Genomic DNA, 26,758 nt, shown 5'->3' with positions numbered 1-26,758 from the left:
GCTGGTGTAGACTTCTCCCGCTGAACCACATGCGGACCACGGGGGAGATCGCACGTGAGCAAGAAGAAGTCGAGTCGCAAACCGGTCGCGTCGACCAAGCCATCGAAGACACCGATGTCGTTCCCTGTGTGGCGGCTGGTCGCAGCATCCCTCGTGGCGGCGCTGTCGTTCCTCTTCGTGATCGGCCCCGAGAAGACAGCGTTCTTCTCGGGCACGCTCATCGTGCGCGGACTCCTGACCGGCTTGGCCGCAGGGCTGCTCTTCGAGCGCAAAGAGTGGGGATACGCGGCGGCAACCGCGCTGATCGGCTCCGTCATCGGACTGATCGCGGTCGCCACTGCCAACACACCTATCTCGGCGGGCACGATGATGCTCGGCGCCGTCATCCTTCCCCCGTTGGCCGCGGGTCTCATCGCACGATTCCTGCCGCGTGAGCCCGAGTGGTTCACGGTGGGCATCGTCATCGTCGTTCTCTCCGGGACGCTGTTCTGGTCGCTCGGTGTGATCGGGGGACCACTCAAGAGCGAACTTTCGACGGTGCGCGCGAAGGCCGCAGCTGTGCCACAAGCCGAGCAGTACGCCATCGACCCCTATATCTTCATCAAGACAGTCGATTACATGCGCTCGGGGCTGGGCTACTACCAGTCGTTCCAGCTCGCATGGGATGAAGACAGCAGGCAGGCGGGCACGGTCCCCGGTGCGCTCAACTTCCGCGAACCGACACTCTTCGTGCTCTGGAACTACCTGCCCGGTGCTACGGGCGGAACGGCGATCCTCAACGGCTTCATCTTCTGGGCCTGGCTCGGCGTGATCCTGACCTGGTTCGCCGCGCGCAAGTTCGTCAACGACGGCGTCGCCATGCTCGGCGCGCAGTTGATGGTGTCCTTCTACGTGTATGCGGCTCTGGGCGGCATGTGGTTCACGCTGGCCGAGCTATGGGCGAGCGTCGTCGTGATCGGAGCTGTCGCGCTGCTCGTGAGACGGCAGTTCCTCGCCAGCGCGATCCTGATCACGCTTGCTGTCGCATTCCGCGAGTTGAGTGCGATCTACCTTCCGGCCTGGGCGATCGCCTGGTGGTTCGGCGGCGAGCGTAAGCGCTGGCTCCCGGGCCTGATCGTGGCGTTCGCAGGGCCATTGCTGGCGCTGGGGATCCACATCGATTCGGCGCCTGCGGCCAACTCCGGAGGCCTGCCGTCACTGCAGGAGTGGATGCACAGCACGGGGATACCGCGAACGCTGACGGCCATCCGATTCGGCGGGCTGTTCCCCTACTATCAGACGCTGCTGCCCACCATCGCGGTCGCGTCGGTGGTCGGCGGTGCGCTCGTCAAGGAGTCATGGCTGCGCTGGACGCTGCTGTTCGTGGCCCTGGTCCCGCTCGTGTTTCTCACCGCGTTCAGCAAGAGCGAGTGGGACTACTACTGGGCGCTGAACTTCCAGACGACCATGGCAATGCTGGCCAGTCTCGTATTCGTGCGGGTCTTCCCGAGCCGCGGCGCCACGACCGCTCCGTAAACTCCGGCGGTTCGCTCTTCAGCGCGTCGGTGCCGACTCAGAGGCTAGGAGCGGCCGGCCTTCTTGCGGTCGTTAGCCGACAGCAGTCGCTTACGCAGCCGGATGCTCTTGGGCGTGACTTCGACGAGCTCGTCGTCCTCGATGTACTCAAGCGCCTCTTCGAGCGTGAAGGTGATCGGCGGGGCGAGCGAGATGCCCTTGTCGGCCGATGCCGCACGCGTGTTGGTGAGCTGCTTGGCCTTCGCGACGTTGACGACCAGGTCGCCTTCCTTGGCAGCCTCGCCGACGATCATGCCCTCGTAGCACGCCACACCCGGGCCGATGAACATCTTGCCGCGCTGCTGTAGTGAGTCCAGCGCGAAGGCGACCGACTTCTCGGTGGCCATTGCCACCATCGAGCCGTTCTGGCGCCCGCCGAGATCGCCCTTATAGGGGCCGTACTCGGCGAAGTGGTGGAAGAGCGTCGCCTCGCCACGAGTCGCATTGAGGATGCGGGTACGCAGACCCATCACGCCTCGCGACGGGATCTTGAACTCAAGGTGTACGTGCTCGTCGCGCTGGACCATGTCGGTCATCTCGCCCGAGCGTGAGCCGAAGATCTCGATGACCTTACCGGCGTACTCGGACGGCACGTCGACGACCGCTGTCTCGATCGGCTCGAGCTTCTTGCTGCCTTCGCGCTTGATGATGACCTGCGGTCGACCCACCTGGAACTCATAGCCTTCGCGACGCATCGTCTCCATGAGCACCGACAGGTGCAAGACGCCACGACCGGCGACCTCCATGCCGCTCTTGTCCTCGGTCTCGTTGATGTTCATCGAGATATTGGACTCGGCTTCGCGAAGGAGTCGCTCCTTGATCTGGCGACCTCCGACGATGTCGCCCTCCTGGCCGACGAGCGGGCTCGTCGAGGGGGCGAACACGATCGACATCGTGGGCTCTTCCACGTGGATGGGAGCGAGCGTGATGGGGTCGATACGACACGTGAACATGTCACCGATATCCGCATCCTCGATACCCACGACGGCGCACAGATCGCCGGCGTGCACCGCCTCGGCCTCGGCGCGTCCCATGCCCTCGAAGGTGTAAAGCGCCTTGACGTTGGCCTGGTAGCGCGAGCCGTCGTTCTTGATGACGAGGATGCGCTCACCATTGTGCAGCGTGCCCGAGTACACACGGCCGATGCCGATACGACCGACGAAGCTCGAGTAGTCGATGGTGCAGACCTGCATGGCAACCGGGCCGGTCGCATCGCAGTCCGGTGCGGGGATGTGGTCGATGATCGCGTCAAGCAGCGGGGTCATGTCCATGTTGCCGTCGTCGGGCTCGTTGCGCGCATAGCCGTTGACAGCACTGGTGTAGACCACCGGGAAGTCGAGCTGCGCGTCGTTGGCGCCCAGGTCGAGCATGAGGTCGAAGACCTCGTCAATCACCTCAAGCGGGCGAGCGCCCGGGCGGTCGATCTTGTTGACGACGACCATGGGCTTGAGGCCGTGCTCGAGAGCATGCTTGAGGACGAAGCGCGTCTGCGGCATGGCGCCTTCGAAGGCGTCGACGATCAGCAGGCAGCCGTCGGCCATCTTCAGGACGCGCTCGACCTCGCCACCGAAGTCAGCGTGGCCCGGCGTGTCGATGACGTTGATCTTGGTGTCGCGATACCGGATCGAGATGTTCTTCGCGAGAATCGTGATTCCGCGTTCCCGCTCTTGGTCGTTGCTGTCGAGCACACGCTCGGCGACCTGCTGGTTCTCTCGGAATACGTGGGTAGTGTGAAGCAGTCGGTCCACGAGCGTGGTCTTGCCGTGGTCGACGTGGGCGATGATTGCGATGTTTCTGACGTCGTTCTGACGCATGATGTGACTCCGTGTCCGTGTAGCCGGATGGTTCCAGGCACCTCAATTGGGCGCAAGCGCAAGCGCGAAGCATACCACGGCGGGCTCTTTCAGCGATTTCCCCGCCCAAGCCCTCGCTAATCTCGCCTAATCTGCCGTACCATAGTGGCGCGTGTGAATGCGCCACAGCCTGGGAAAGGCAGCCGCATGGCAGCCGAGTTCGACACACAGCCTGACTACGCGGGAGAAGACGAGCCCGTAACCGAGCCGCAAGGCGACAAGCCCCGCAACTCGCGCGGCGGGTGGCTCGTTCTCGCGCTGCTCGCCCTCGGTGCGATCCTGCTGCTGCTGTGGCTCTTGGCGGTCACCGCCAAAGTCCCCAACCTCACCGGCCTTTCACGATCCGACGCCGAGGCGAAGTTGGAGAAGTCCGGTTTCACCACAGGTGACGTGAGCGAAATAGCGGCGGACGGAACGAAGCCCGGCACCGTCCGCGAGCAGGCCCCCGCGGCAGGTCTCACCGTGCGCAAGGGCTCGAGCATCGACCTTCTGGTCGCAGCCGGTGGAAACCTGATCTCGGTGCCAAACGTCATCGGTCAGGACTCGGCGAGCGCCAGCGTCAAGGTACTTCAGGCGGGATTCAAGGTCTCGAGCTCCGAGGAGTACAGCGACGACGTACCCGAGGGCGTGGCGGTCTCGCAGTCGCCACCCGCGGGGTCGCTCGCGATGCCCGACTCAACCGTGACCGTCTACTACTCACTCGGCTCGCAGTCGATGGCTGCAGTCGCTGTTGATCGCTCGGATACCGACTCGGGCCTCAACCTCGCGTCCACCGGCACCGGAACCGGCAACGATCCCAAGATCATGAACTGCACCGACGCATATCCCGACGCAAACGCCTGGTCCTCGGGTGGCGACATCTACGTGCGCCTCACTCCGGGCGGATCTGCGCGCCAGGTCACGTCCACCGGCGACTGGGACACCGACCCGGTGGTCGCCCCGAGCGGCAAGTACGTCGTGTTCCTTCGGGCTCCTGGGTCCGGCGACAAAGCCACGGGCGTTGGCGCGGTGTGCCTGACGGACTTCGACACCCACATGCTGTCGATGCTTCCGGTCAACCTCTCGCGCGATATCGCCTGGTCGTTGGGCAAGCCCGTGTTCGCCCCCAGCTCGGATTCGGCGACACCGGACTCGGACTGGATCGTCTTCCCCCAGTATTGGAGCGAGACGTTCTCGGCTGACGAACCCACGCCCCAGGCTCGGCTCATCATCTGCAACGTTCCCACAGACTCGAAGTGGGTCTCGTGGAACATCGAGTTTCGACCCGCGTACACCGTCAACCTCTCGGCTGCGAACCGGACCGGATGCGTCCGAGTCCGCCACACCAACGGTGGCACGACGCTCTACGACCGGGACTTCAACGTGTGGACCGGTCTGTACCTGCGCTAGCCTGCGCCCTGCGCAGTGCGTTTAAGCTGCGCGACGACCGGTCGATGGTCAGAAGCCTTCGTGTCGACCGATGACACGTGCTCGAGCTCCCAGTGTGAACTGAACGCGATGTGGTCGAGTGCGCGCTGCGGCCAGAACGCCGGGTAGGTTGCGGGGGCATCGACGACGGTGAGGAACTCCTTGAGCGGATCGAGTTCGTGCGCAAGGCAGTTCATGTCGCCCGCGAGAACCAGCGGCACATCGCGCGGAAGCACCTCGACCAGCGCTCGCACCTGGCGCGCGCGCATCTTCCGGTTGAGCGACAGGTGCGCCGAGCCAAACGCCACTTCCTCGCCGTCGAGTTCGATGCGTGCGAGAAGGCAGCTTCGCATCTCGCCCCAGCTCGGAAGTTCGATGTTCTCGTGGTGCTTGATGTCACCACGCGTGGAGACCATGTTCCCCTGCTCCAGGAACGCCAGCTTCACGTTGCGCTCGAACACGATGCTGGTCGCGAGTAGCCGCTCGAATGCAGCCGGCTGATGAAAGAAGTCGCCCATCCGCCAGACCTCATTGAGCCCCACGATGTCGACGTTCGCCTCGGCGATGACCTTGGCGACCCGGGCGTTGCTGACCCAGCCATCCTCACCCTGACCGTGCCGGATGTTGTAGGTCATCACCCGCATGCGCGCTAGTCCGTGCCTTCGCGATGGATGAGCTCGAGCACGCAGCGCGACGCGCCCTCCTGGCCGAGACGCTCCAGAAACGTCAGTTCGAGCCCGGCGCTCTCGAACGTGCCCTCGTCGACCGCCGCAGCGATCTCGCAGAGGTGATCGATCTGCTCGGGAGAGCGGTTCTCGGCGACCCAGGCGTCCTTGAGGGGGCACGACTCCATACGCAGGACCAGCCGCCCGTCAGAACGCTCCTCGACGCCGGGCGTGAAGAGCGCGCCGGCGCACGGAGAGCCCTCGCAGAAGATGCGGGCGACCTCGTCGAGGTCACCGCGGCGAACCGCCGGACGGTACTTCTTGCCGACTTCGTGGCCGCGCGCGTGGATGGCGCGTTTCATGATGTCGGTCGCGCGCTCGTCGCCTATCTCCCAGGACAGCTCATCGTAGATGGCAGCGTAGATGAGCGCGCGGTTCGTGAATGCCGAGCGGGTCTCGGCACGCGATGCTTCGAGGGCGGCCTCAAACTCTGCTATGCGTTCGGCGTCAGTCATTGCGGTCTCCTTGGCGCTGCGTCTCGACAGGTGACGCGCCCCGCAACCGGCATGCGGCGCTTGCGTGACGTCGTGTGGACATCGTACTACCGTGCAACGCTCGTCGCGGGTCGCTACAGCCCGTCGCGCTGCAGCGGGCAGGTCATGCAGTGGCAGCCGCCGCGGCCCTTGCCGAGCTCGGCGCCCTCGATCTCGATGACCTCGATGCCCGCCGCCCGCAGGTTGGCGTTGGTACGCGTGTTCTTCGCGTAAGCGACCACGACGCCGGGCTCGATGGTGACGACGTTGTTGGCGTCGTCCCACTGCTCACGCGCAGCCTGGAATGTGTTGCCGCCCGTGACGATCGTGCGCAGCTTGTCCACGCCAAGCGCGTCCTGCACCGCGTCGAGCAGGCAGCGCTCCTGGGTGACGTCGAACGCGTTCTTGCCGTCACCCGGCCGTACGCTGTAGACGGTCATCGCGTCAACGACCGGCGGGTAGAGCGAGACCGCATCGCGATCGACGAGGCCGAAGACGGTGTCGAGATGCATGTACGAGCGGTCCTGCTGCATACGGCAGGCGATGACACGCTCGGCTGCGCCGGCGGCGAAGAGCGTTCGCGCGACGTGCTCGACCATGCGGCCGGTAGAGCGTTCGCCGAGCCCAACGAGCACCGTCTTGTTGCCGATCGGCATCAGGTCGCCGCCTTCGAGGCTCGCGCCGTGGCCGACGTCCTCAAGCACGAGGTTCTCGGCGCGGCCCGACGGCGGATACCAGAACTCGAAGTCGTCGTCGGCGAACATGGGATGGTGACGGTAGATGGCCGCGACATTGGCGACCTCGAGACGGCGCGCGTTCCAGAACAGCGGCGGCAGCACCACGCCGCCGTAGAGCCATGCGCTCGAGTCACGCATGAACACGGAGTTGGGCAGCGGCGGCAAGACGAACGAGTCCGGCTCGGCGAGCACGGCACCGAGTGAATGGCGGTTGAGCGAGGAGAGATCGAGGCCGTCGAGCTCGGAGATGAGCAGCCCGCCGACGAGGACGTCGGACAGCCGCTTGGAGTCCAGGTCGAGCAGCCAGTCGCGCAGCTCGTTGACCATGGACAGACCGACTGTGTACGACGAGACGGCCCGGTCGATGATGTGCCCGTGGACCTCGGACGCTGCGTCGAGCGTCTCGGCGAGAAGATCCTGCAGGTAGAAGACCTCGACGCCTCGGTCGCGCATGACGTCGGTGAATGCGTCGTGCTCGCGCCGCGCGCGCTCGACCCAGACGACGTCGTCGAAGAGGAACTCGGTGCGGTTGGAGGGCGTCAGCCGCTCAAGACAGGCGCCCGGTCGGTGCACGAGCACCTTACGCAGCCGCCCCACTTCAGAGTGCACGCCGAACGCAGGCATCTGATCCCCCAACTTCCGAAGTGTGCGAACACCGCAGTATCGTATCGTCCGAGGCGCACAGCGTATACGCCGCAGTTGTCAGGGCACGGTGACTGGTTCACCATCACCCCCGGTGTATGCATACCCGATAGGAGCCAGCATGGCCGAGCAGCACACGACATCCATGGGAGACGACGGCGCTCACACAACCTACGAGCCCGACCGCTTCGAAGCGGCCTTGAGCGAGTTTCGCTCGGCGTATCCGGACTATGCGGGCACCGCTCACCTCGACGAACTGCGTGCGCACGACTACTCGCGGCTCGACCGGCTCGGGCACGTCTATCTCGACTACACCGGCGGCGGCCTGTACGCCGAGTCCCAGATTCGTACGCACCTCGAACTGCTCGCGGACAGCGTGCTGGGCAACCCGCACTCGCACAACCCGACCTCGCTCGCGAGCACGCAACTGGTCGAAGAGGCCCGCGACGCGGTACTCGCGTTCTTCAACGCCGACCCCGCCGAGTACGACGTCGTGTTCACGCCCAACGCCAGCGGAGCGCTCAAGCTGGTCGGCGAGTCCTACCCGTTCGAAGCGGGCGATCGCTACCTCCTCACCTACGACAACCACAACTCGGTCAACGGCATCCGCGAGTTCGCACGGATGCGTGGCGCGAGCGTCACCTACCTGCCTGTGGGCGCGCCCGACCTGCGGCTCGACTGCGCAATGGTCGAAGCCGAGCTCGCTAAGGCCGCGCCGGGCAAGTCCAACCTGTTCGCGTTCCCTGCACAATCGAACTTCAGCGGCGTGCAGCACCCGCTGGACTGGGTCGACATCGCGCATGACAACGGCTGGGACGTGCTTCTCGACTGCGCGGCATTCGCCCCGACGAACCGCTTGGACCTGTCGGTCGTGAAGCCCGACTTCGTGCCGCTGTCGTTTTACAAGATGTTCGGCTACCCCACGGGCGTGGGAGCCCTCATCGCCCGCCGAGAAGCCCTCGCGAAGCTCAAGCGCCCGTGGTTCGCCGGTGGCACGATCACGCTCGCCTCAGTTCAGGGTGATGGCTGGCACCACCTCGCGCCCGGGCACACCGGCTTTGAGGACGGCACCGTCGACTACCTCGGCCTGCCGGCGGTGCGGATCGGGTTGGCGCACGTGCAGTCAGCCGGCGTCGACTCGATCCATTCGCGCGTCACGGCCCTAGCGAGTTGGCTGTTGGCAGAGATGACAGCGCTGACGCACACCTCCGGAGCGCCGCTCATCCAGGTGTTCGGCCCGACGGACATGGAGTGCCGCGGGGCGACGATCGCCTTCTACCTGCTCGACCCGGCCGGCGAGGTCCTCGACGTCCATCTGCTTGAGAGCCTCGCAGGTCAGGAACTGATCTCGCTACGCACCGGGTGCTTCTGTAACCCCGGTGATGGCGAGGTGGCACACGACATCGAGCGCGATGAGATGGCCGAGTGCTTCGTCGGCAAGGCCAAGCCGGTCACGTTCTCCGAGTGCCACGAGATCATCCGCGATGCGACCGGCAAGATGCCCAACACGATGCGGGTATCACTTGGTTTGGCGTCGGACTTCTCAGACGTGTATCGCTTCCTCGCGTTCGTAACAGGCTTCCGCGACCGCAGCGCGGAAGCGGTGTCGCAACCGGGTTAGTCGTCTCACCACCCTAGGGGAGCGTCGTCGCATGCGACGCCGGTGGGCGTAGGACCCGCGGTGCCGTCCCCGCTGGCAACCCAGATCGTGCCGTCCGCCGCCGAGCGAAATGCGATGCGCTCGCCATCCCCCGAGAAGACCGGCCAGGTGGGCACCAACCCCACTGAGCCGGTGACCAACCGGGGCCGCGTGCCCGCGGCATCCACCACCCAGAGTGCGATCGCGTCGCCTTCCCGAGCGGTTCCCGTGAACGCGATCTGCTCGGCATCGGGCGAGAGCGCCGGGGTGAACGCCGTCGCGAAGCCCTCCACGATCGGCCTGCTGCGACTGCGGGCCCGCAGGAAGACGCTGGCCGGATTCTGATGCGTGCCCGTGTACACGACCACGCCGCCGCTGCTCACGTCGAACTCGCCACTGAAGTCGTCCCCCAAGCCGATCGAGGCGGGCCGGCTCGCCAAATCGCGCGCGTCAGCCGCAAACAGACGTGCCGACGGATACCCGTGCACGGAGTAGTACACGCTCGCACTTGCGCCGGTCGCACGCGCAGTTCCCAGCTCCCCCGAAACGGCCAGGACCGGGCCGGAGCCGGCGTCCAGTCTCAGCGGCGCGAGCCGGACGTTATGCGCCGCGCTATTCACCTCGGCGATGACGAGCGCTTCGCGGTCCGAGGAGTAGCCGACCGCGATCACCTCCCGGCCAGCTTCCCCGATCGACCGCATGCGGCCCTCGCGCACCACGAACGCGGATCCTGCACGAACGAACGTGATGCCCTCAGCGATGGCAGGCGGCGACCCGGTCGGCTGCCATGACGGCGCCGCCGGCGGGCCGGGGTCGCTTGGCGCAGCCGGACGCGCACCGCATCCAGCCTGCACCAGCCCAAGCGCGAGCACCACAGCGAGTGCCGCAACTCGTGACCGCCTGCGCGCCCATGCCGCTGGCAACCGCATCACCGCACCCCCTCGGCTAGGCTGATGGCTTCAGCCTCGCCCAAGTCGGTCTCGACCGTGACGAGCAGCCCCTCTCGGGCGAAGACCAGTCGGACGAGCCCCGCCTCGTCGAAGACCACCGCAGGTTGCCCTGCAACCAGCACGCCACGACCATCGTCGGCGCCGCCCAGCGCCGCCGCGACCGTGCCCGCCGCATCGTCGCGGGCAACCTGCGTCACAATCGCCTCCCCTCGCGAGCCGGCGAGCGCAACCACGAACGCGCCTTCAGCAGGGCCATCGCCTATCGTCACCGTCGGATCCACGTATCCCTGGAGTCGAACCGCAAGACCAGCTGACGGATCGACCGAGCGCGGAGTGAAGCCCAGCGCAATCGACGCGTCCGCCGGACCAGCCACCTCACGAAAGCCCAGATCCTCCTCGATAAGCGCGCGAGCACCCGACACGGTTGCGGCAGCGAACTCGGCGTCGCTGATCGCCGCGTCATCCTCGAAATGCCGAACCTGAACGCTGTGCACCACCTCACCGTTGGAGACAACCTGCTCCTCTACCGGCAGGCCGGTCTCTCGGTCCACCCACACGAAACGGTCCGCGCCGAGCGCCAGGCGATCTGTGGGCCTCCCACCGTGCGAGCCGGATCCCACGACCTTGAGCGCTCGCGTCGAAGCCACCGCCTCGACGGTCTGCCCGAGCAGATTGTCTCGCCCAAGGGACAGCACTGGGCGCATGCCGCTCACGAGATGCAGTTCCGTCGAACCGTCACCGAGCGTCCGTACCGTGCGCATGGTCGAGCCGGTCCGCACGGTGGTCGACACGACTTCTCGGCCTCGACCGTCGCGTTCGCGAACCACCAGCCGATACTGCCCCGGCCCACGAACGACCAGCTGCTGGACCTGCGATGCGCGTTCGCCATCGGAGCCCCGCTCGGTCACCACAAGCTCCGCACGCCATGCCCGCTTCGTCGAAAACCCCTTCACGCACCGCGTGCGCAGCTCCTCCGCGTGCGCCACCGTCGCCCGTTCGAGCAGTGCCGGCACCGCAAACAATGCCACGGTCGCCGCCACCACGAAGATTGCTGCCATCCCCCACCGAGCACGCATCTGATTCATCATCCCCACCTCACCGTTCGATTGCTTCTGCCCGAGAAGCCCGTCGGAACTCCTCGTCCCACCTGCTCGCGAGCGCGTGGCGGCCGCGCTCCCTGGCCAGATCGCGCAGGCCCGCAAGCGAAGCCGTTGCGATCCAGCTCTGAACCCCGTCGTCGCGCCGGTCGATCAAGGCCAGCGCTGCGGCGAAGTGCTCCGCTGCAACCGCGCGCGATCCGATCCGCCGAGCACACCGCCCGAGGTTGTACTCGGCGATTGCCACGCCAGGGGCCGCGCGATTGCGAAAGCACGCCGAGAACCGCTCCCAGAGCTCGACCTCCTCCGCGGTGCTGCCGCGCTCAGATGCCGCCACCGCTTGAATCCGAAGCGCCTCGCTGGCCCACCGTGAGTCCGGATAGCGCGAGGCGAAGTCCCGCGCCGACGCCACCACTGACGGGTCGCGCTGGGGCGCCCCTTGCCTTCCCAGCAGATCGAAGAACACCGCTTCGGCCCGCTGCCCATCCCAAAGAGCATGCGCGACCATGACGGATCCGGCGCCGCCGGCCAGTAGCGCCGTTGCGATGACGGCAGAGGCCGCGACCCGGCACCTGTCCGAGCTCGCAAGTAGCTGCGCCGCACTTACGCATACCGTCACAGCGACCAACGAGCTCAGTACGAGCGGCTCCCACCCAACCGTGCCCTCAGCTGCGCCGAGCACCCTGCCACTCGAGATCGAGCCACCGAGCGACAACGGCAGTCCCACCGTCCACGCCGCAAGTCGGAACCAGGTGCCAAGCGCGATCCGCTCGGCGAGGATGAGATAGCGAGGCAGCACCAACAGCGCGACTGCGGCGCACGCCTGCGCCCACACGAGTCCGACCACCACCGCGACGAGCGTCTGGCGTCTCCCTAGGGTGCCCACGGCTCAGTACACCACGCCTTGACTGCCCCAGTTCTTGTAGTTGAGGCACTTCCAAAACGTCGATGACGAGGTCGCGTGGTACCCGTAGTGACTCGCGTCGTAGTGCGGATCCCAGTAGTAGACGGTCTGCGCACTGGACGTGTAGTTGTAGCCCCGCAAGACCACGTAGTGCCCGCCGCGCTGTGTACCCGAGTACGTGGGCAGGCCGGGTGACGTCTGGCCGGCGGAGTTGGTGTACGCGTACGGATTCACACATGGAATGCCGAGGTAGCCGTAGTCGGTGCAGTACTGCACGATGCTCGCGAGCAGACTCGGTGACGTGACGTCGGTTCGCTTCACATGGACGTAATCGAACCCGCTCACATAGCTGTTGAGTACTCCCGGCATCTGCTCGATGGCGACGGCACTGCCATCGGCCTTGCCGACCCCGTACTTCGACGCGAGGGTGCCCTGCGAGATGTTCTTGCCCCGGTTGTGCAGCACTGCGTGCGTGCTCGCGACGCCGCACCAGTTGTTGTAATCCTGCTGCCCGCACCCGGCGGTGCACGCAACCAAGTCCCACTTCGAGCCGACGGTCCACGCGAACGCGGGCCCCACGGACCCCGCGACGATCAGCCCCGCCAGTCCGGCCACCCAGATGGCCTTTGACAACCGCATGCCTCCCCCTCTCACGACTCCGACACGCCGATGAGAACCCGAGGGGCTTTCCCGGGACTGACCCAGACCTTGCCATGCCGTGTCCGGAACAGGAGAAGCGCCGCGCGAGTCGATCGCACGGCGCTTCTTGTGCGCCGCCGCGGATGCGGCAACGCGAGACTCGTCTGGCTCGGACTAGGCGGGAGTCCACTTGCAGCGGACCGGCGAGACGATCTCGCCCGACTTCTTCATCTCGTCCATGGCCTTATCCACGGCCTTGCGCTCAAGACCGGTCATCTCGGCGATCTTGCCCGCGGCAAGCGGCTCACCGGCGGCCTTCATCGCCTTGATCACTTCCTGCTTCGCATCCATAACTGCTCCTCTGGTAGTCGGTGACTCGCTAGTGAGAGATACCCGTCCGAGCGCACACATCACGCCCGCCACGCGAAAACATCGGACCGAAGTCCTCATGAACTCGCAAGGGGATACGAGACGGGTGTCGAATATGGCTCAATGGCACGTCTGATTCAACGACCGTCTTTCTGCCGGGGAGGGACCTTTCGATGACGCTCACCCAGATCAACGTCTGGCTCGACGTGGCGTTCACCGCGCTGTACATCTTCGTGGTGGCGTTTCTCGTCTTTCACTTCGCACTGTTCGTAATCAAAGGACGGTTCCGTAAGTCCTTCATCGAAGGTCACTGGCCCGAGCACGACTCGCGCCCACCCGCGACCCCCAAGGTGCTGCACTTCATACACATGACGTCGATGATCATCCTCGGCATCACCGGCATGTTCCTGCGTTTCCCCTCGATCTACGGTGCTCGGACGTTCATGCGTAACACGCACTACGTCTTCATGTTCATCGTGATCGCGATACTCATCTGGCGTGTGTGGTACGCGTTCTTCTCCAAGACAAACGCCGACTGGCGCGAGTTCGCCATCGGGAAGAAGGACCTGCAGTCCACGCTCGGCATCCTCGCCTACTACGGCTACTTCAGTAACCAGAAGCCGCACGTCGCCAAGTACAACGTGCTGCAGAAGATGTCGTACAACCTCTTCCTCTACATGATGATCGCGCAGGCGTTCACCGGGCTCGCACTGCTGAAGTGGACCATCCCGATGACCAGCGTGACCATCACTCAGGCGATGATCGGCTGGTGGCTCGGTCAGCTCATGGGTAGCGCCTCGATGGCGCTGTGGGTCGTGCGCACCTTCCACTACATCTTCAACTGGCTGTTCATCATCATGACCACGGTGCACCTCTACCTGGCGTTCTCGGTCGACATCCCCTGCGCGCTCGACTTCTTCGGCATCAAGGAGCTGCAGGTCGTCGAGGGTGCTCATGGGCACAGCGAGGAAGACGACCACGCTTCTCCGCAGGTGGAGCCGGCACCGTCGGGCGCCTAACGCGTCCGACCACCACGCCACGCACGAGGCCACTGTCCCAAGAATAGCGCCCGCGTGACCGCGAAACGGTCCAACGCGACTGCGAGCACGGTCGAGCCGGCAAGCACGGCCGACCACGAGATCATCGCGCCACTCCAGCCGCTGCCAAGGATCAGGAACGGCATGAGGATCATCTGACCGCCGTAGACCCCGAGGGTCTTGCTGCCGAGCGGGCCGATGGCACCCGGAATCGCGGCAGGCAGGAACCGGAAGATGCCGCATGCCGCCACGGCACCCGTGATACCGGTGGCGAACTCGAGTGGCGGTGGCCCGGCGAGGTTCGCCCAGGACAGTCCGGCGAACGCAACGGCGGCGGCGACAGTCACCGGAGCGTCGAATCGCCGCAGCTTCGCGCGATGCTTCGCGGCGAGATAGCCGAGCACGAAGTACGGGTACAGCCACACGACGCGCGCCAGCCCATCCATTCCACGCGGGACGAAGAACGTGACGGCCGCGATCGCGAGTGCGACACCAGCGGTCCACAGATCGTTTCGGCTCACGAGCCGGGCGACGGTGAAGACCGCGAACATCATGAACAGCGCCCACAGGAACCACATCTGCATGCCATAGGCCGGGTTGAGCAACGCGCGCCAGAGACGCAGTGGATACGCAGCCAGCGGCACGTGGCGCTTGGGCAGCTCGAGCAGGATCCACGCGAGGTAGGGCACGAGCAACCCCAGCACCTTGCCGCGCATGAAGAGCAGCGGGTCGCGTCCTTCTCGGCCGAACAGCACCCACCCGGACAGCATTGTGAACAGCGGCATGTTCATCGAGACGATGATTCGCAGCATGTCCGGACTCAGGTCGTTGAACTCGCCACGCAGTAGCAGGAGGTGTCCGAGAATGACCAGCGCGATCGCTACGTACTTGAGTGCGTCGATGACGTCGTTGCGGCCGCCCGAAGCGCGAACGGGGGCTGCCGCCCCCTCTGCCGCTACCGGATTCGTGTGCATGCCTTCAGTCATGCGCCAAGGGTAGCCCAATTCTCCGCCGTCGGACGGGTAGAATCAGGTAGGTTGAAGTGCGCGAGTGATCGACAGTCCCGATGCTCAGAGGTGACACGCATGGCCCAGGCGACATCGCCCTATCGACTCCACGTCGCGATCGACCGCGGCCAGGGACCCGTCTACGTGCTGCTGCACGGCATCAACAGCACCGGCCACGACTGGGACACGGTCGTGACGGCTATGGGCTTCGACCGCCACTGCATCGCGCTCGACGAGCTCGGCTACGGCAACTCCCCCAAGCCACTCGACATCGAGTACACCGTCGATGACCACGCTGATGCCATCGTGGCGACGCTGGATGACCTCGGCATCAACGAACCGTTCACGCTCGTCGGCTACTCCATGGGTGGCCCGATGGCGGTGCGCCTCGCAGCCAAGTACCCGCAGCTGGTGCGGCGACTGGTGCTCATCAGCGCCCCGTTCTTCCTCGACGCCGACCAGATGGGCGACAGCGCCTACGCGAAAGCTGTGTTCCAGACGATGGGGTCGCAGAAGGTGCTCGACTTGGTCCGTAGCGCCGGGTTCGCCACCTCAAACGTGTTCAAGAAGTTCTCGGCAGATGACAAGAAGCTCATCCAGGGCTTCATAAACTCCGAGGACCTCGATACCGACTGGCACATCCTGCAGAAGAACATGGCCAACGGCATCCAGCGAACGAACTTCGCCGAGAACCTCTCGGCGGTCGTCTGCCCCGTCACGTTCATGGTCGGTGAGCACGACGCGTTCATCGTCCAGTCGCAGATCGAGACGCTCGCTCGGGACTTTGCCCCCAACATGGAGGTCAGGTTCCTCGCGGACCTCAAGGCCGATCACATGCTGCTGCAAAACATCCCCACGATGATGGCTGATGAGATCACACGCTTCGAGGACCGCCGCCTCTCCATCGCATTCGACCGAGGCGAAGGGCCGCTCATCCTGATGCTCCACGGCATCGAGAACGACGGGTCCTTCTGGAATCAGGCGGCGCTCGCGCTCGCCACTCGCAACCGTGTGGTCGCACTCGACCTTCTCGGATTCGGGCGATCGCCCAAGCCGACCGACATCCCATACACCGTCGACAACCACGTTGAATCGATCGAGCTGACGCTCGACTCCTTGCTGCGCGACCCCGACCAGCCACTAACGATCGTCGGGCACTCGATCGGCGCGATCATCTCGGCGGCCTTCGCCCGCAAACACCCTGAGCGCATCACGCGGCTCGTGATGTTCTCGGTGCCGGTCAACGAGCGCGACGTCGAGGCGGGCTCGGGCAGGCTCGATCAGGCCAGAGCGGTGTTCGTCGACAACTTCGGGCCCCTGCGCGAAAAGGGTCTCAAGCTCGCCAACACCAGTGCGGTGCGTGGGGTTCTCGGCCGAGAGCGGCTCTCACGGTACACGCCGACGCTGCGCAGCCTCGCGAACACCATCGAGGTGGAGCACGTGGGTGAGGACCTGCGCGCCTGCCCCGATGTGCCGGTAACACTCGTGTACGGGACGCGCGATCCGTTCGTGGTTCCCGAGTACATCGAAGCGCTCGCAGCAAGCCGTGAAGGCGCTGAGACGGTGCGACTCGAAGCGGGACACGATATCGCGACCCAGATGGCGCCCACCGCGGTGCGGATCATCGACCCCGAGGTGCCCGAGCAGACCGCATCGGAGCTCGCCGCCAAGGCGCTCAAGGACCCAAAGCTGCGACCGAACCAGTCGAGCTGGGCCGGGCTGTTCGCTCAGGACAACGCATTGATCATCTTCCGCGCGCTGCTCTACCTCGCGCTCGGCGGTTCGATGCTGTTCTTGCCGCCCTCGGGCGACGTGCAGGTTCTTCGCATCGCGTTCGCGATCTTCATGTTCGCGCGCTCGATATCGTTCATCACGAGTGTGTTCACGACGCAGTCGATCCAACAGGAGCGGTTCACCAACGCGGCGTCCGGCATCGCGGGCATCGCAGTGGGTATCTTCCTGATGCTCGCTCCCAACATCTCGGCCGCGATCCTTGCGATCACGGTCGCCGGCTACCTCGTCGTCAACGCCGTCGTGAACCTCTTCGCGGCGTTCTACTCCTCACACAAGAGCCGTCGCCGCCGACTCCTCGCAGCGCAGGGCCTCGCCGAGCTCGCTGCGGCCGCCCTGTTGCTCGCCGGTTCGACCTTCACCGGCCGGGTCATCATGCTGCTCATCATGGTCGGCTCGATCGCCTCGGGGGTGTCGCTGCTGACGTACGTCGGAGTGACTGCGAGACTCGGCAAGGCCTTCGACGCCACGTCCGAATAGCACGAGCGCCTCGCGGCGACGGTCGGCGTAGACTGTCTTCTCGTCGTGTTCAGTCCAGCCGCTTGGAGAACGCCACAGCATGATCAGACTGCTGAAGACCTACCTGAAGCCCTACGCCGGCCAACTCATCCTCGTGATGGCGTTGCTGCTCGTGCAGGCGCTGACGAACCTCTTTCTGCCCAGCCTCAACGCCGACATCATCAATAACGGCGTGGCGAAGGGCGACATCGCTTACATCACGCGCATCGGAGCGGTCATGCTCGGCGTCACCGCGCTGATGGGCGTCGCCGCTGTCGTCGGCGTCTATTTCGGGTCGCGCACCGCGATGGCGTTTGGCCGAGACGTTCGCGCCGCTCTCTTCCGCCACGTCGTCTCGTTCGCTCAGACCGAGGTCAACACCTTCGGCACGCCATCACTCATCACGCGCAACACCAACGACGTCCAGCAGGTCCAGCAGGTCGTGATGATGGCGCTCAACATGATGATCCTCGCGCCGGTCATGGGTATCGGCGGCATCATCATGGCGCTGCGCGAGGACGTGGCGCTCTCGGCCATCCTCGTCGTGGTCATCCCGATCATGACCGTGTTTATCGCGCTCGTCGTTCGCAAGGCAATGCCGCTTTTCAAAGCGGTGCAGATCAAGGTGGACCGCATCAACCAGGTCGTCCGTGAGACCCTCTCGGGCGTGCGGGTCATCCGAGCGTTCGTACGCGACGACTACGAACGCCAGCGTTTCGAGGCCGCCAACGAGGACCTCACGGACACCTCGATCAAGGTGGGGCGGATCTTCGCGTTCATGATTCCTTCGCTGTTCGGTCTGCTCAACCTCACGACCGTCGCGGTGATGTGGTTCGGCAGCATCCGGGTCGCGAGCGGTGGGATGCCCATCGGCAACCTCACCGCCTACCTCACGTACATCTCGATGATCCTCATGGCCGTCATGATGGGCACCGTGATGTTCGCGATGGTGCCGCGCGCGGCGGCATCGGCCGATCGCATCCAGGCCGTGCTCGACACCGAGCCCTCGGTCACCTCCCTCGCGAACCCGACGGCGCTGCCGTCCGACATCTCGGGCCGCATCGAATTCCGCGACGTCGAGTTCCGCTACCCCGGTGCCGAGGACCCCGTGCTGCGCAACATCAACTTCTCGGCGGGTCCGGGTGAGGTCACCGCGATCGTGGGGTCGACCGGCAGCGGCAAGTCAACGCTCGTCAACCTGATCCCACGCTTCTACGACGTGAGCGCCGGAGCGGTGCTCATCGACGGTGTGGACATCCGCGAGCTCAGCCCCGACGACCTGTGGCGCACCATCGGCTTCGTACCGCAGCGCGCGTTCCTGTTCAGCGGGACCGTGGCCGACAACCTGCGCTACGGCGACGTCAATGCGACTGACGAAGAGCTGTGGCGCTGCCTGACCATCGCGCAGGGCAAGCAGTTCATCTCCGAGATGCCCGAGCAGCTCGAAGCGACCATCTCGCAAGGCGGTACGAGCGTCTCGGGAGGACAGCGTCAACGCCTCGCCATCGCGCGAGCACTCGTGAAGCGTCCCGAGATCTACGTGTTCGACGACTCGTTCTCGGCACTCGACTTCAAGACCGATTCGCAACTGCGCGCGGCGCTCAAGGCCGAGACTGCCGATGCCACCGTCATCGTGGTCGCCCAACGGGTCAGCACGATCATGACCGCGGACCGCATCATCGTCATGGAATGCGGCACCATCGCCGGCATGGGGACGCACGCAGAGCTCATGGAGTCCAGCGAGACCTACCGCGAGATCGTGTACTCGCAGATGAGCCAGGAGGAGGTAGCGTGAGCGAGCAGAACGAAAAGCCCACTCGCTCGCGCAGTGGCGGCTTCGGCGGCGGACACGGCATGCGCGCACCCGCCGAGAAGTCCAAGAACTTCAAGGCCTCCGGCGCGCGTCTGCTCGCGCTCCTCGCACCGCACGCCTTCACGATTGCGCTCATCATCGTACTGGCCACGGTATCGGTCGCCTTCACCGTGTGGGGCCCCAAGCTGCTCGGCGACGCGACGAACGTCCTGTTCCAGGGCGTGATGAGCGCGCAACTCAAGCCCGGTGAAACCGGCGATGAGGCCATCGCCGCGCTGCGTGCGAGCGGCAAGCCCGGTGATGAGCAGATCGCGTCGATGCTCTCGAAGATGACGCTGACGCCGGGCACCGGCCCGGACTTCGGCGAAATCAGCCGCATCCTCACGCTGCTCGCGGTCGTCTACCTGCTCAGCGCAGTCTTCGGGTGGCTGCAGCAGTACCTCACGGTCGGGATGTCGCAAAGCATCGTGTATCGGCTGCGAAACCAGGTCGACGACAAGCTCACGCGCCTGCCGCTCCGCTACTTCGACGATCACCCGCGCGGCGACATCCTGTCGCGCGTGACCAACGACATCGACAACATCGCCAACACGCTGCAGCAAAGCCTCACGCAGATCATCACGTCACTGCTCACCGTCATCGGCGTGCTTGCGATGATGTTCTGGATCAACTGGGTTCTTGCCGCGATTTCTCTGCTCACGGTGCCGATCTCGGTACTGGTCACAGTCGTCATCGCCAAGCGTTCGCAGAAGCAGTTCGCTGCGCAGTGGGAACACACCGGTACCCTCAACGGCCACATCGAGGAGATGCACACCGGTCGGACTATCGTGAAAGTGTTCGGTCGCGAGAAAGAAGCGCTCGAGAAGTTCGACGAGCACAACCAGAAGCTCTACGAAGCGAGCTTCAAGGCGCAGTTCATCTCGGGGATCATCCAGCCGTCGCTGACCGTCATCGGCAACCTCAACTACGTCGCGATCGCCGTCATCGGCGGCGTGCAGGTCGCGTCGGGGCAGCTCTCATTGGGCGACGTCCAGGCGTTCATCCAGTACTCGCGCCAGTTCACCTGGCCGATCACGCAGCTCGCCTCGATCGCAAACGTCATGCAAAGCGCCGTCGCCTCCGCCGAGCGGGTCTTCGAGCTGCTCGACGAGCCCGAGCAGACGCCGGATCTCGCCTCCGTCGAGCCGTCCGGCTGCTGCGGCGCCATCGTGCTCGAGGACGTCTCGTTCTCCTACTCGCCAGACGAGCCACTCATCAAGAACCTCAACCTCGACGTCAAACCCGGGCAGACCGTGGCCATCGTCGGCCCCACCGGCGCCGGCAAGACCACGCTCGTCAACCTGCTGCTTCGCTTCTACGACATCGACGCCGGGCGCATCGTCATCGATGGCGTGGACGCAGCGGACATGTCGCGGGAGGACCTGCGCCGAATGTTCGGCATGGTGCTGCAGGATGCGTGGCTGTTCAGCGGCACGATCCGCGAGAACATCGCGTACGGCCTCGAGGGCGCGACCGAGGCACAGATCATCTCGGCAGCTGAGGCCGCACACGTCGACCACTTCGTGCGAACGCTTCCCGATGGCTACGACACCGTGCTCGACGACGATGCAACCAGCGTTTCGGCCGGCGAGAAGCAGCTGCTCACGATCGCGCGTGCGTTCCTCGCCGACCCGCAGGTCCTCATACTCGACGAGGCTACGAGTTCGGTCGATACGCGCACCGAGGTGCTCATCCAACGCGCGATGGGGCTGCTCATGAGGGGCCGTACCAGCTTCGTCATCGCACACCGCCTGTCGACCATCCGCGAAGCCGACGTGATTCTCGTCATGAACCACGGCTCGATCATCGAGCAGGGCACGCACGAGGAGCTGCTCGCTGCGCGGGGCTTCTACTTCGACCTGTACAACAGCCAGTTCGTCGACGCGTTCGACGAGGCGGGTTAGCCTGCGCGTCAGGCGACTCGAGCAACCCGAAGGGCCGATTCGATGGAGCGTCGCATCGTCGCAGCGCAGAACGTGAGCCGTATGTGCGTGGTGTGCGGACAGGAGAATGAGTTCGGGTTGCACACCCGGTTCTTCGAGCTCGACTCCGGCGAACTACTCGGCGTCTTCGAACCCGCAGAGCACCACCAGAGCTACCCGGGTCGGCTGCACGGCGGCATCGCATCGACCCTGCTCGATGAGACAATCGGGCGGGCGATCAACGTCTCCGACCACGATGCGTGGGGTGTCACCGTCGAGCTCAACATCCGCTACCGCAAGCCGGTGCCGCTCGATGAGCCGGTTCGCGCCTTCGCGCGCATCACGCGCGATTCTCGGCGGTTGTTCGAGGGCAGCGGCGAGATCGTGCTGGCCGATGGCACGGTCGCAGTCGAGGCCACCGGCAAGTACATGAAGCTGCCGATAGACGCGATCGTCGACGGCGACTTCACGGCGCAGTGGTTCGCAGACGACGCCCCGCTCCCCGAAAGCGCTGACGTCTGACGCCCGCCCCAACCTCCACACGATTCTCCGCGTCAGACCGACAGTTTCTCCACACCGCTCGGAAAGACTGAGTGTGTCGGAGGATTCCTCCGGCGTACGCAGGCTCATGACGGGAGACGCAGCGATGAAGCGACGCGAGGGGGATACGCCCAGCAACACACGGCGGATGACCGTCGTTGCGGGTACCGCTGCGGCTGCAGTCCTCTGTATGTCGCTCGCGTTCGCATCGCTCTTCGGCAGCGCACCTGCTGCCGCCCCCTCGCTTTCCGGACCGTCGATCGCCACGACCTCGTCCCACCCGATTCCCCCTGGCGCTCCCCACGCCCCGCATCGCAAGCCGCTTCGTCCGGTACTCTCGGTCAAGCTCGCGGAGGGCGCGTCCAGCGCAGCGTTCGCCGATGACGGCGCCGCGCGCACCGCAGCCGCGCTGCACGCAGCGGCCTCGATCCCTCGGCCCATCGCGCACGTCTGCACCATCTCGGAGGCTGCGAGCTCGCTGCTCCACCTCGAATCGAAGGCTTCCCGAACGAGGGGCCAGCCAGGACGGGCGTGATCTCACACCCGTCCTGCAACCGCGCGCGATGCCCCGCGCGACCATTCGAGGAGTAGCCATGAAAGCCGTACACATCCTCATCGAAGGACTTCGTGACGAATACGAGGCCGGCCTCGCCGAGATGCTCGTTCGCATCATGGACGGCGTGAAGGACGTCGCGTCGATCCGCTCGATCCACCTGGTCTCGGTGCTTTACGACGAGAGTGTCGCCAGTGTCACGCAGATACTGCGCACCCTGCGTCGCGCAGGCTTCTCCGTCCGAACGTACACACCGCCTCCGCAGCACGCGCTCGCCGGCATGGCGTAGGCGCCTCGGTTTCCGGGCGGCCGAACGGGCCGCCCGGCCGACGCGGTTGTCGAGTCGTCAACCGCGTCATCGATGGGGGCATTTGGCGGTATACTGCCTGCGGGCGAACCTCGCTCGAGGTTCGGCGACGACTGAAGGAGGCAACTGGTGGCCTACGAGCCGTCTCACATCATTGCGGAAATCGGCTGTAACCATAAGGGCGAGATGGATCTCGCCTATGAGCTCATCAAGACAGCCGCGGTCTACTGTAAGGTCGATGCGGTCAAGTTCCAGAAGCGCAACAACAAGGAGCTGCTCACTCCCGAGCAGTACAACGCTCCCCACCCCAATCCGGCGAACTCCTACGGTGACACCTATGGCGCTCACCGCGAGTACCTGGAGCTCGACGTCGAGCAGCACCGTCAGCTCAAGACATGGTGCGAGGAGTTCGGTCTGGTCTACTCCACCTCCGTGTGGGACCTGACCTCCGCCATGGAGATCGCGTCGCTGAATCCGACCACCATCAAGATCCCCTCGGCGTGCAACACGCACTTCGAGATGCTCAACTGGCTGTGCGACAACTTCCCCGGCGAGATTCAGATCTCGGTCGGCATGACGACGCTTGAGGAAGAGAAGCAGATCATCGACCTCTTCGTCTCGAAGGGTCGCGCCAAGGACCTCGTCGTCTTCAGTTGCACCTCGGGTTACCCGGTGCCGTTCGAGGACATCTGCCTGCTCGAGATCAACCGTCTCAAGACGGCCTACGACGGCATCGTCAAGTCGATCGGCTTCTCGGGACACCACCTCGGCATCGCCGTCGACACCGCCGCCTACACGCTGGGCGCGCACATCATCGAGCGTCACTACACGCTCGACCGCACCTGGAAGGGCACCGACCACGCTGCTTCGCTCGAGCCCGAGGGCCTGCGCAAGCTCAAGCGTGACCTGGAGGCCGTCCACAAGGCGCTCACCTACAAGTCCGCGGAGGTTCTCGACATCGAGATGGTCCAGCGGGTGAAGCTGAAGTACCGCGAGGCCGAGTAGTGAGCGAACGCTACACAGCGTTCATCCCGGTGCGCGGGGGCAGCAAGTCCATCCCCCTCAAGAACATCAAGGAGATGGCGGGGCGGCCGCTCGTCCACTGGACGATTGCGGCCGCCGACGCCTGCCCTGATATCGACCGCATCGTGATATCGACGGACTCCGACGAGATCGAGGCTGCGGCCAACGCGTTCGGCTCGGCCAAGCTCGTCGTGCATCGCCGATCAGCCGAGAGCGCGAGTGACACCGCCGGCACCGAGGCTGTGATGCTCGAGTACGCTTCCGCACACGACGACTTCGATGCGATGGTGCTCATCCAGGCGACCTCGCCGCTTCTCGCCGCCGACGACCTCAGCCGGGGCATCGCCGCCTACGCTGCGGGAGCGGACAGCGTTCTGTCGGTCGTGCGCCAGAAACGCTTCCTGTGGGAGGACGCCCCCGAGGGCGCTCGCCCGGTGAACTACGACTACAACGCTCGGCCGCGTCGCCAGGAGTTCGATGGCCACCTGGTCGAGAACGGCGCGTTCTACGTCACGTCGCGTGCGGCCCTGCTCGAAACCGGCTGCCGCCTCTCGGGGCGCATCGCGCTCGCCGAGATGGACGAAGCGTCGTACTTCGAAATCGACGAGCCCGACGACTGGATCATCGCCGAAGCGCTGCTCGCGAGGCGCACCGGCATCGATGTCGCGCCTGCCGCGAACCTCGCTGGCATCAAGGCGCTGCTCACAGACTGTGACGGCGTGCTCACCGACGCCGGGATGTACTACTCAGAGCACGGCGACGAACTCAAGAAGTTCAACACCCGAGACGGCATGGGCTTCGCCATGTTGCGCGAGGCCGGACTCACGGTCGGGATCATCACCGCCGAGAACGTCGATCTCGTACGACGCCGCGCCGAGAAGCTCAAGCTCGACGAGCTGCACATGGGCGTCCACGACAAGCTCGCGATCGTCTCGGAGTTGTGCGCGAAACGCGGCATCACGCTCGACGAGGTCGCATACGTGGGTGACGACTTGATGGACCTCGCGGTCATCAAGGCCGTCGGATTCGGCTGCAGCGTGAGTGACGGCATGCCCGAGGTCAAGGCCGCGGCCACGTACGTCACCCATGCTCGCGGTGGCGAGGGTGCCATTCGCGAGGTCGCCGAGATGATCATCGCTGCTCGGAACCGGGTCTGATGCACGACCCCGCGTTCGACGAGCAACCCGCTACGCCCGCACCCGAGCGCGCCCTCAACGTGCTGTTCGTGGGCGCCTACGACTCCACTAACTACGCGTACGTCGAGCTCGTTCACGAGCTCGAGCGTCGCGGTCACACGTGCACGGTTGTCGTCGAGAACGAGCGCGACAGTGTGAACAACAAGATGTTCATCAATGACGAGATCCCCATGGTGCCGGTGCGCAACTACCCTGTATCGGATCTCGACGCCGTCGACTTCGTCTTCACAGGTCCGTTTGTGCAGCGGGGCAGCAAGGCACTGTATGGCGCCATCCGTGACAAGCAGAAGTTCCTCATCTCATTCGCAACGCTGTTCTCCTCGGTGACGATGCGAAACCCGCCGGACCTCGTGCTCGCATCAAGTGAGCGCAAGTTCCGAGAGTTCGAGGACAACGGCCTGCGCTACAACATGGTCGCTGTGGGCAACCCGCAGTACGACCCGCTGATCCGCCTCCGTGAGAGTCGCGAGCCGGTCCCGCTCGATCAGATCCGCAAGGTACTCATCGTCGATCAGGGCGCCTACCCGCTGGGCGAGGCCGGCAAGGACCAGCTCGGCGAGACGCTCATGGCCATCGCGCGCAACAACCCCGAGATGACGTTTCACATCAAGCCCCGCTACCTCCCCAGCGAGGAGGGCGTGCACCTCCATAGCATCTCGGATCACCTCTACGCCCACCTGCCGGACAAGCCCGACAACCTCATCCTCATCCACGAGCCGACCATCCTCGAAGAGCTCATTCTCGAGTTCGACGCGATGATCACCACGTGGAGCACGGCGCACCTCGACGCCGCCGCGCTCGGTCTCCCGCTGCTGCTGATCGATGGGCTCGACTCCGTCGACGTGTTCGACGTGCGCAAGCAGCGTGTCGCGGCCGCCTATGAACACCTCGCCGAGACAGGCTGCCTGCACGACCGGCGCGACTTGATGGAGGGGCCTGCCCCCTTCAGCTACGTCGCCGAGGCGTATGTCCAGGCCGAGTTCCACGATTCCGATACCCCCGCGGCGCCCCGCGTCGCGGATCTGTTGGAGCGAATCGAGGAGGTCGTCCTGCGGCAGGGGCACCTGTTCGCCACCGGCTTCGAGCTGACATTCGAGCAGTTCATGAGCGACGTGGAGTCGCTCGACACCCTTCCGGCAGGTTCGACGCAGGTGCGGCTGAATCGGCGGCTGTTCCGCGGACTCAACAGCGTCGCCCAGTCCGCCGTCTACGACAACCGGTGCCTCGGCTATGTGCTCGACATGAGCCAGGTGTTGCCCGTCTGGGATCTGCGCATGAATCCCGAGGACACCGACGATGACGTCAACACTCACGTCCGAGAGCTGCGCGCCCTGATCCGGGAGATGAAGACCGACTACTTCGAGAACCACCCCGAGGGCGTCGCATCGGATCCACTCGTACAGGACTACTACTTCGACTACCTGTTCAAGGGACGTCGCTACGACGAACTGATGGGCTATGCCGGCCCCGTCGTCGTACCTGCCAGCCTCGAGTACAACATCGGCCGGATGTACTTGAAGAAGCGACGCCCCTTCAGCGCGGCCAAGCACTTCGTCGAGTCATTCTCGATATCGCTGCAGGAGCCATGTCGAATCCTGCGTAAGGACCGCAACATCAAGGTCACACTCTCGAACGCGGACACCATCTGGCTGCCCAACGCGATCCTGTTCTTCCTCAATCTCTACGGGAAGGATCAGGCGCTCAGCGTCGTCGACGTGGAGGGTCGTCCCGACTTCGAAGTGCTCGTCTACTACAAGATGCGTGCGCTGATCCGGCTCGGCCAGATCGATGACGCCAGGGCACTGTGTGAGGAGTACGCGGCCGTTCAGCGCGACGTGCCCGCGGCCCCGCGTCGCGGTGGGTGGAAGCGGCGATCGCTGCGGTGGTTCATCGGGCTGTATCGCGGCCGACTCGCCCGCGCAGCCAAACGTCTTGGTGTCGCGGACGCGCAGTAGACTGCACTCCTGCCTGCATCGGCGTATTGTGATATTCGTCACATTCCGGTGCACCGCTGTCTGAACATCTATGAAGCGGGGGTAGTAT

At 64.9% G+C, this 26,758-nt stretch carries 22 protein-coding genes and 1 pseudogene; 13 read left to right on the top strand and 10 right to left on the bottom strand.

Annotated features, from left to right (window positions below; all coding sequences use genetic code 11):
* Nucleotides 1-54: 54 nt before the first annotated feature.
* Nucleotides 55-1,515 carry a hypothetical protein gene (locus tag HGB10_05040; GenBank protein NTU71167.1) on the top strand — a complete coding sequence of 487 codons (1,461 nt, stop codon included), beginning with the start codon at nucleotides 55-57 and terminating at the stop codon, nucleotides 1,513-1,515.
* Nucleotides 1,516-1,559: 44 nt separating this feature from the next.
* Here the strand turns inward: HGB10_05040 and typA are convergent, their stop codons facing one another.
* Complete coding sequence (gene typA / locus HGB10_05035; GenBank protein NTU71166.1) at nucleotides 1,560-3,368, bottom strand: translational GTPase TypA; 1,809 nt, start codon at nucleotides 3,366-3,368, stop codon at nucleotides 1,560-1,562.
* Between the two features lie 186 nt (nucleotides 3,369-3,554).
* On the opposite strand from typA, the gene HGB10_05030 reads away from it, so the two are divergent.
* On the top strand, nucleotides 3,555-4,796 hold the full coding sequence (locus tag HGB10_05030) for a PASTA domain-containing protein (protein ID NTU71165.1): 1,242 nt from the start codon (nucleotides 3,555-3,557) through the stop codon (nucleotides 4,794-4,796).
* Here HGB10_05030 and HGB10_05025 read toward each other — a convergent pair.
* The 3 genes from HGB10_05025 to HGB10_05015 all read right to left on the bottom strand — a co-directional run bounded on the left by HGB10_05025 (nucleotide 4,793) and on the right by HGB10_05015 (nucleotide 7,373).
* Entirely contained in the window at nucleotides 4,793-5,458 is a 666-nt protein-coding gene (locus tag HGB10_05025) for a hypothetical protein (protein NTU71164.1), read from the bottom strand. The genes HGB10_05030 and HGB10_05025 overlap by 4 nt on opposite strands.
* A gap of 5 nt (nucleotides 5,459-5,463) precedes the next feature.
* Entirely contained in the window at nucleotides 5,464-5,994 is a 531-nt protein-coding gene (locus HGB10_05020; protein NTU71163.1) for an L-2-amino-thiazoline-4-carboxylic acid hydrolase, read from the bottom strand.
* Between the two features lie 113 nt (nucleotides 5,995-6,107).
* Complete coding sequence (locus HGB10_05015; GenBank protein ID NTU71162.1) at nucleotides 6,108-7,373, bottom strand: arginine deiminase; 1,266 nt, start codon at nucleotides 7,371-7,373, stop codon at nucleotides 6,108-6,110.
* A gap of 163 nt (nucleotides 7,374-7,536) precedes the next feature.
* On the opposite strand from HGB10_05015, the gene HGB10_05010 reads away from it, so the two are divergent.
* A complete protein-coding gene (locus HGB10_05010) occupies nucleotides 7,537-9,012 on the top strand; it encodes an aminotransferase class V-fold PLP-dependent enzyme (GenBank protein ID NTU71161.1) in 1,476 nt (491 codons plus the stop codon).
* A 5-nt stretch (nucleotides 9,013-9,017) separates the two neighbouring features.
* On the opposite strand, the gene HGB10_05005 is transcribed toward HGB10_05010, so the two are convergent.
* The 5 genes from HGB10_05005 to HGB10_04985 all read right to left on the bottom strand — a co-directional run bounded on the left by HGB10_05005 (nucleotide 9,018) and on the right by HGB10_04985 (nucleotide 12,971).
* Entirely contained in the window at nucleotides 9,018-9,959 is a 942-nt protein-coding gene (locus HGB10_05005; protein ID NTU71160.1) for a hypothetical protein, read from the bottom strand.
* The gene (locus HGB10_05000; protein NTU71159.1) at nucleotides 9,959-11,065 is read right to left on the bottom strand and encodes a hypothetical protein; all 1,107 of its coding nucleotides are present in this window, start codon (nucleotides 11,063-11,065) and stop codon (nucleotides 9,959-9,961) included. Before HGB10_05000 ends, HGB10_05005 begins: the two co-directional genes overlap by 1 nt.
* Before the next feature lie 10 nt (nucleotides 11,066-11,075).
* Nucleotides 11,076-11,963, bottom strand: coding sequence for a hypothetical protein (locus tag HGB10_04995; GenBank protein ID NTU71158.1), 888 nt, complete (start codon nucleotides 11,961-11,963; stop codon nucleotides 11,076-11,078).
* Nucleotides 11,964-11,966: 3 nt separating this feature from the next.
* On the bottom strand, nucleotides 11,967-12,620 hold the full coding sequence (locus HGB10_04990) for a hypothetical protein (GenBank protein NTU71157.1): 654 nt from the start codon (nucleotides 12,618-12,620) through the stop codon (nucleotides 11,967-11,969).
* Between the two features lie 174 nt (nucleotides 12,621-12,794).
* Nucleotides 12,795-12,971 (bottom strand): SMC-Scp complex subunit ScpB, encoded by a 177-nt coding sequence (locus tag HGB10_04985; GenBank protein ID NTU71156.1) that lies wholly within the window; start codon nucleotides 12,969-12,971, stop codon nucleotides 12,795-12,797.
* Nucleotides 12,972-13,162: 191 nt separating this feature from the next.
* Here HGB10_04985 and HGB10_04980 point away from each other — a divergent pair, with 191 nt between their 5' ends.
* Nucleotides 13,163-14,008 carry a hypothetical protein gene (locus tag HGB10_04980; protein ID NTU71155.1) on the top strand — a complete coding sequence of 282 codons (846 nt, stop codon included), beginning with the start codon at nucleotides 13,163-13,165 and terminating at the stop codon, nucleotides 14,006-14,008.
* Here HGB10_04980 and HGB10_04975 read toward each other — a convergent pair.
* On the bottom strand, nucleotides 14,005-15,012 hold the full coding sequence (locus HGB10_04975) for an acyltransferase (GenBank protein NTU71154.1): 1,008 nt from the start codon (nucleotides 15,010-15,012) through the stop codon (nucleotides 14,005-14,007). The two genes, HGB10_04980 and HGB10_04975, sit on opposite strands and share 4 nt — an antisense overlap.
* A 99-nt stretch (nucleotides 15,013-15,111) precedes the next feature.
* Here HGB10_04975 and HGB10_04970 point away from each other — a divergent pair, with 99 nt between their 5' ends.
* The 9 genes and pseudogenes from HGB10_04970 (at nucleotide 15,112) to HGB10_04930 (ending at nucleotide 26,670) form a co-directional block, all read left to right on the top strand.
* Nucleotides 15,112-17,304, top strand: coding sequence for an alpha/beta fold hydrolase (locus HGB10_04970; GenBank protein ID NTU71153.1), 2,193 nt, complete (start codon nucleotides 15,112-15,114; stop codon nucleotides 17,302-17,304).
* A 79-nt stretch (nucleotides 17,305-17,383) separates the two neighbouring features.
* Entirely contained in the window at nucleotides 17,384-19,117 is a 1,734-nt protein-coding gene (locus HGB10_04965; GenBank protein ID NTU71152.1) for an ABC transporter ATP-binding protein, read from the top strand.
* 59 nt (nucleotides 19,118-19,176) lie between these two features.
* Nucleotides 19,177-21,078: an ABC transporter ATP-binding protein gene (locus HGB10_04960; protein NTU71151.1), complete on the top strand. Its 1,902-nt coding sequence runs from the start codon at nucleotides 19,177-19,179 to the stop codon at nucleotides 21,076-21,078.
* A 42-nt stretch (nucleotides 21,079-21,120) separates the two neighbouring features.
* Entirely contained in the window at nucleotides 21,121-21,618 is a 498-nt protein-coding gene (locus HGB10_04955; protein NTU71150.1) for a PaaI family thioesterase, read from the top strand.
* A gap of 124 nt (nucleotides 21,619-21,742) precedes the next feature.
* The gene (locus HGB10_04950) at nucleotides 21,743-22,171 is read left to right on the top strand and encodes a hypothetical protein (GenBank protein ID NTU71149.1); all 429 of its coding nucleotides are present in this window, start codon (nucleotides 21,743-21,745) and stop codon (nucleotides 22,169-22,171) included.
* A 58-nt stretch (nucleotides 22,172-22,229) separates the two neighbouring features.
* Nucleotides 22,230-22,478 carry a hypothetical protein gene (locus tag HGB10_04945; GenBank protein NTU71148.1) on the top strand — a complete coding sequence of 83 codons (249 nt, stop codon included), beginning with the start codon at nucleotides 22,230-22,232 and terminating at the stop codon, nucleotides 22,476-22,478.
* 204 nt (nucleotides 22,479-22,682) lie between these two features.
* Entirely contained in the window at nucleotides 22,683-23,501 is an 819-nt protein-coding gene (locus tag HGB10_04940) for an N-acetylneuraminate synthase (GenBank protein ID NTU71147.1), read from the top strand.
* Between the two features lie 17 nt (nucleotides 23,502-23,518).
* Nucleotides 23,519-24,676, top strand: a pseudogene (locus tag HGB10_04935) (acylneuraminate cytidylyltransferase).
* A complete protein-coding gene (locus HGB10_04930; GenBank protein NTU71146.1) occupies nucleotides 24,676-26,670 on the top strand; it encodes a hypothetical protein in 1,995 nt (664 codons plus the stop codon). Before HGB10_04935 ends, HGB10_04930 begins: the two are co-directional and overlap by 1 nt.
* Nucleotides 26,671-26,758 lie beyond the last annotated feature (88 nt).

This window comes from Coriobacteriia bacterium, from assembly GCA_013334745.1.
Classification (GTDB): domain Bacteria; phylum Actinomycetota; class Coriobacteriia; order Anaerosomatales; family JAAXUF01; genus JAAXWY01.
This window is presented reverse-complemented; position numbering and strand designations above follow the sequence as displayed.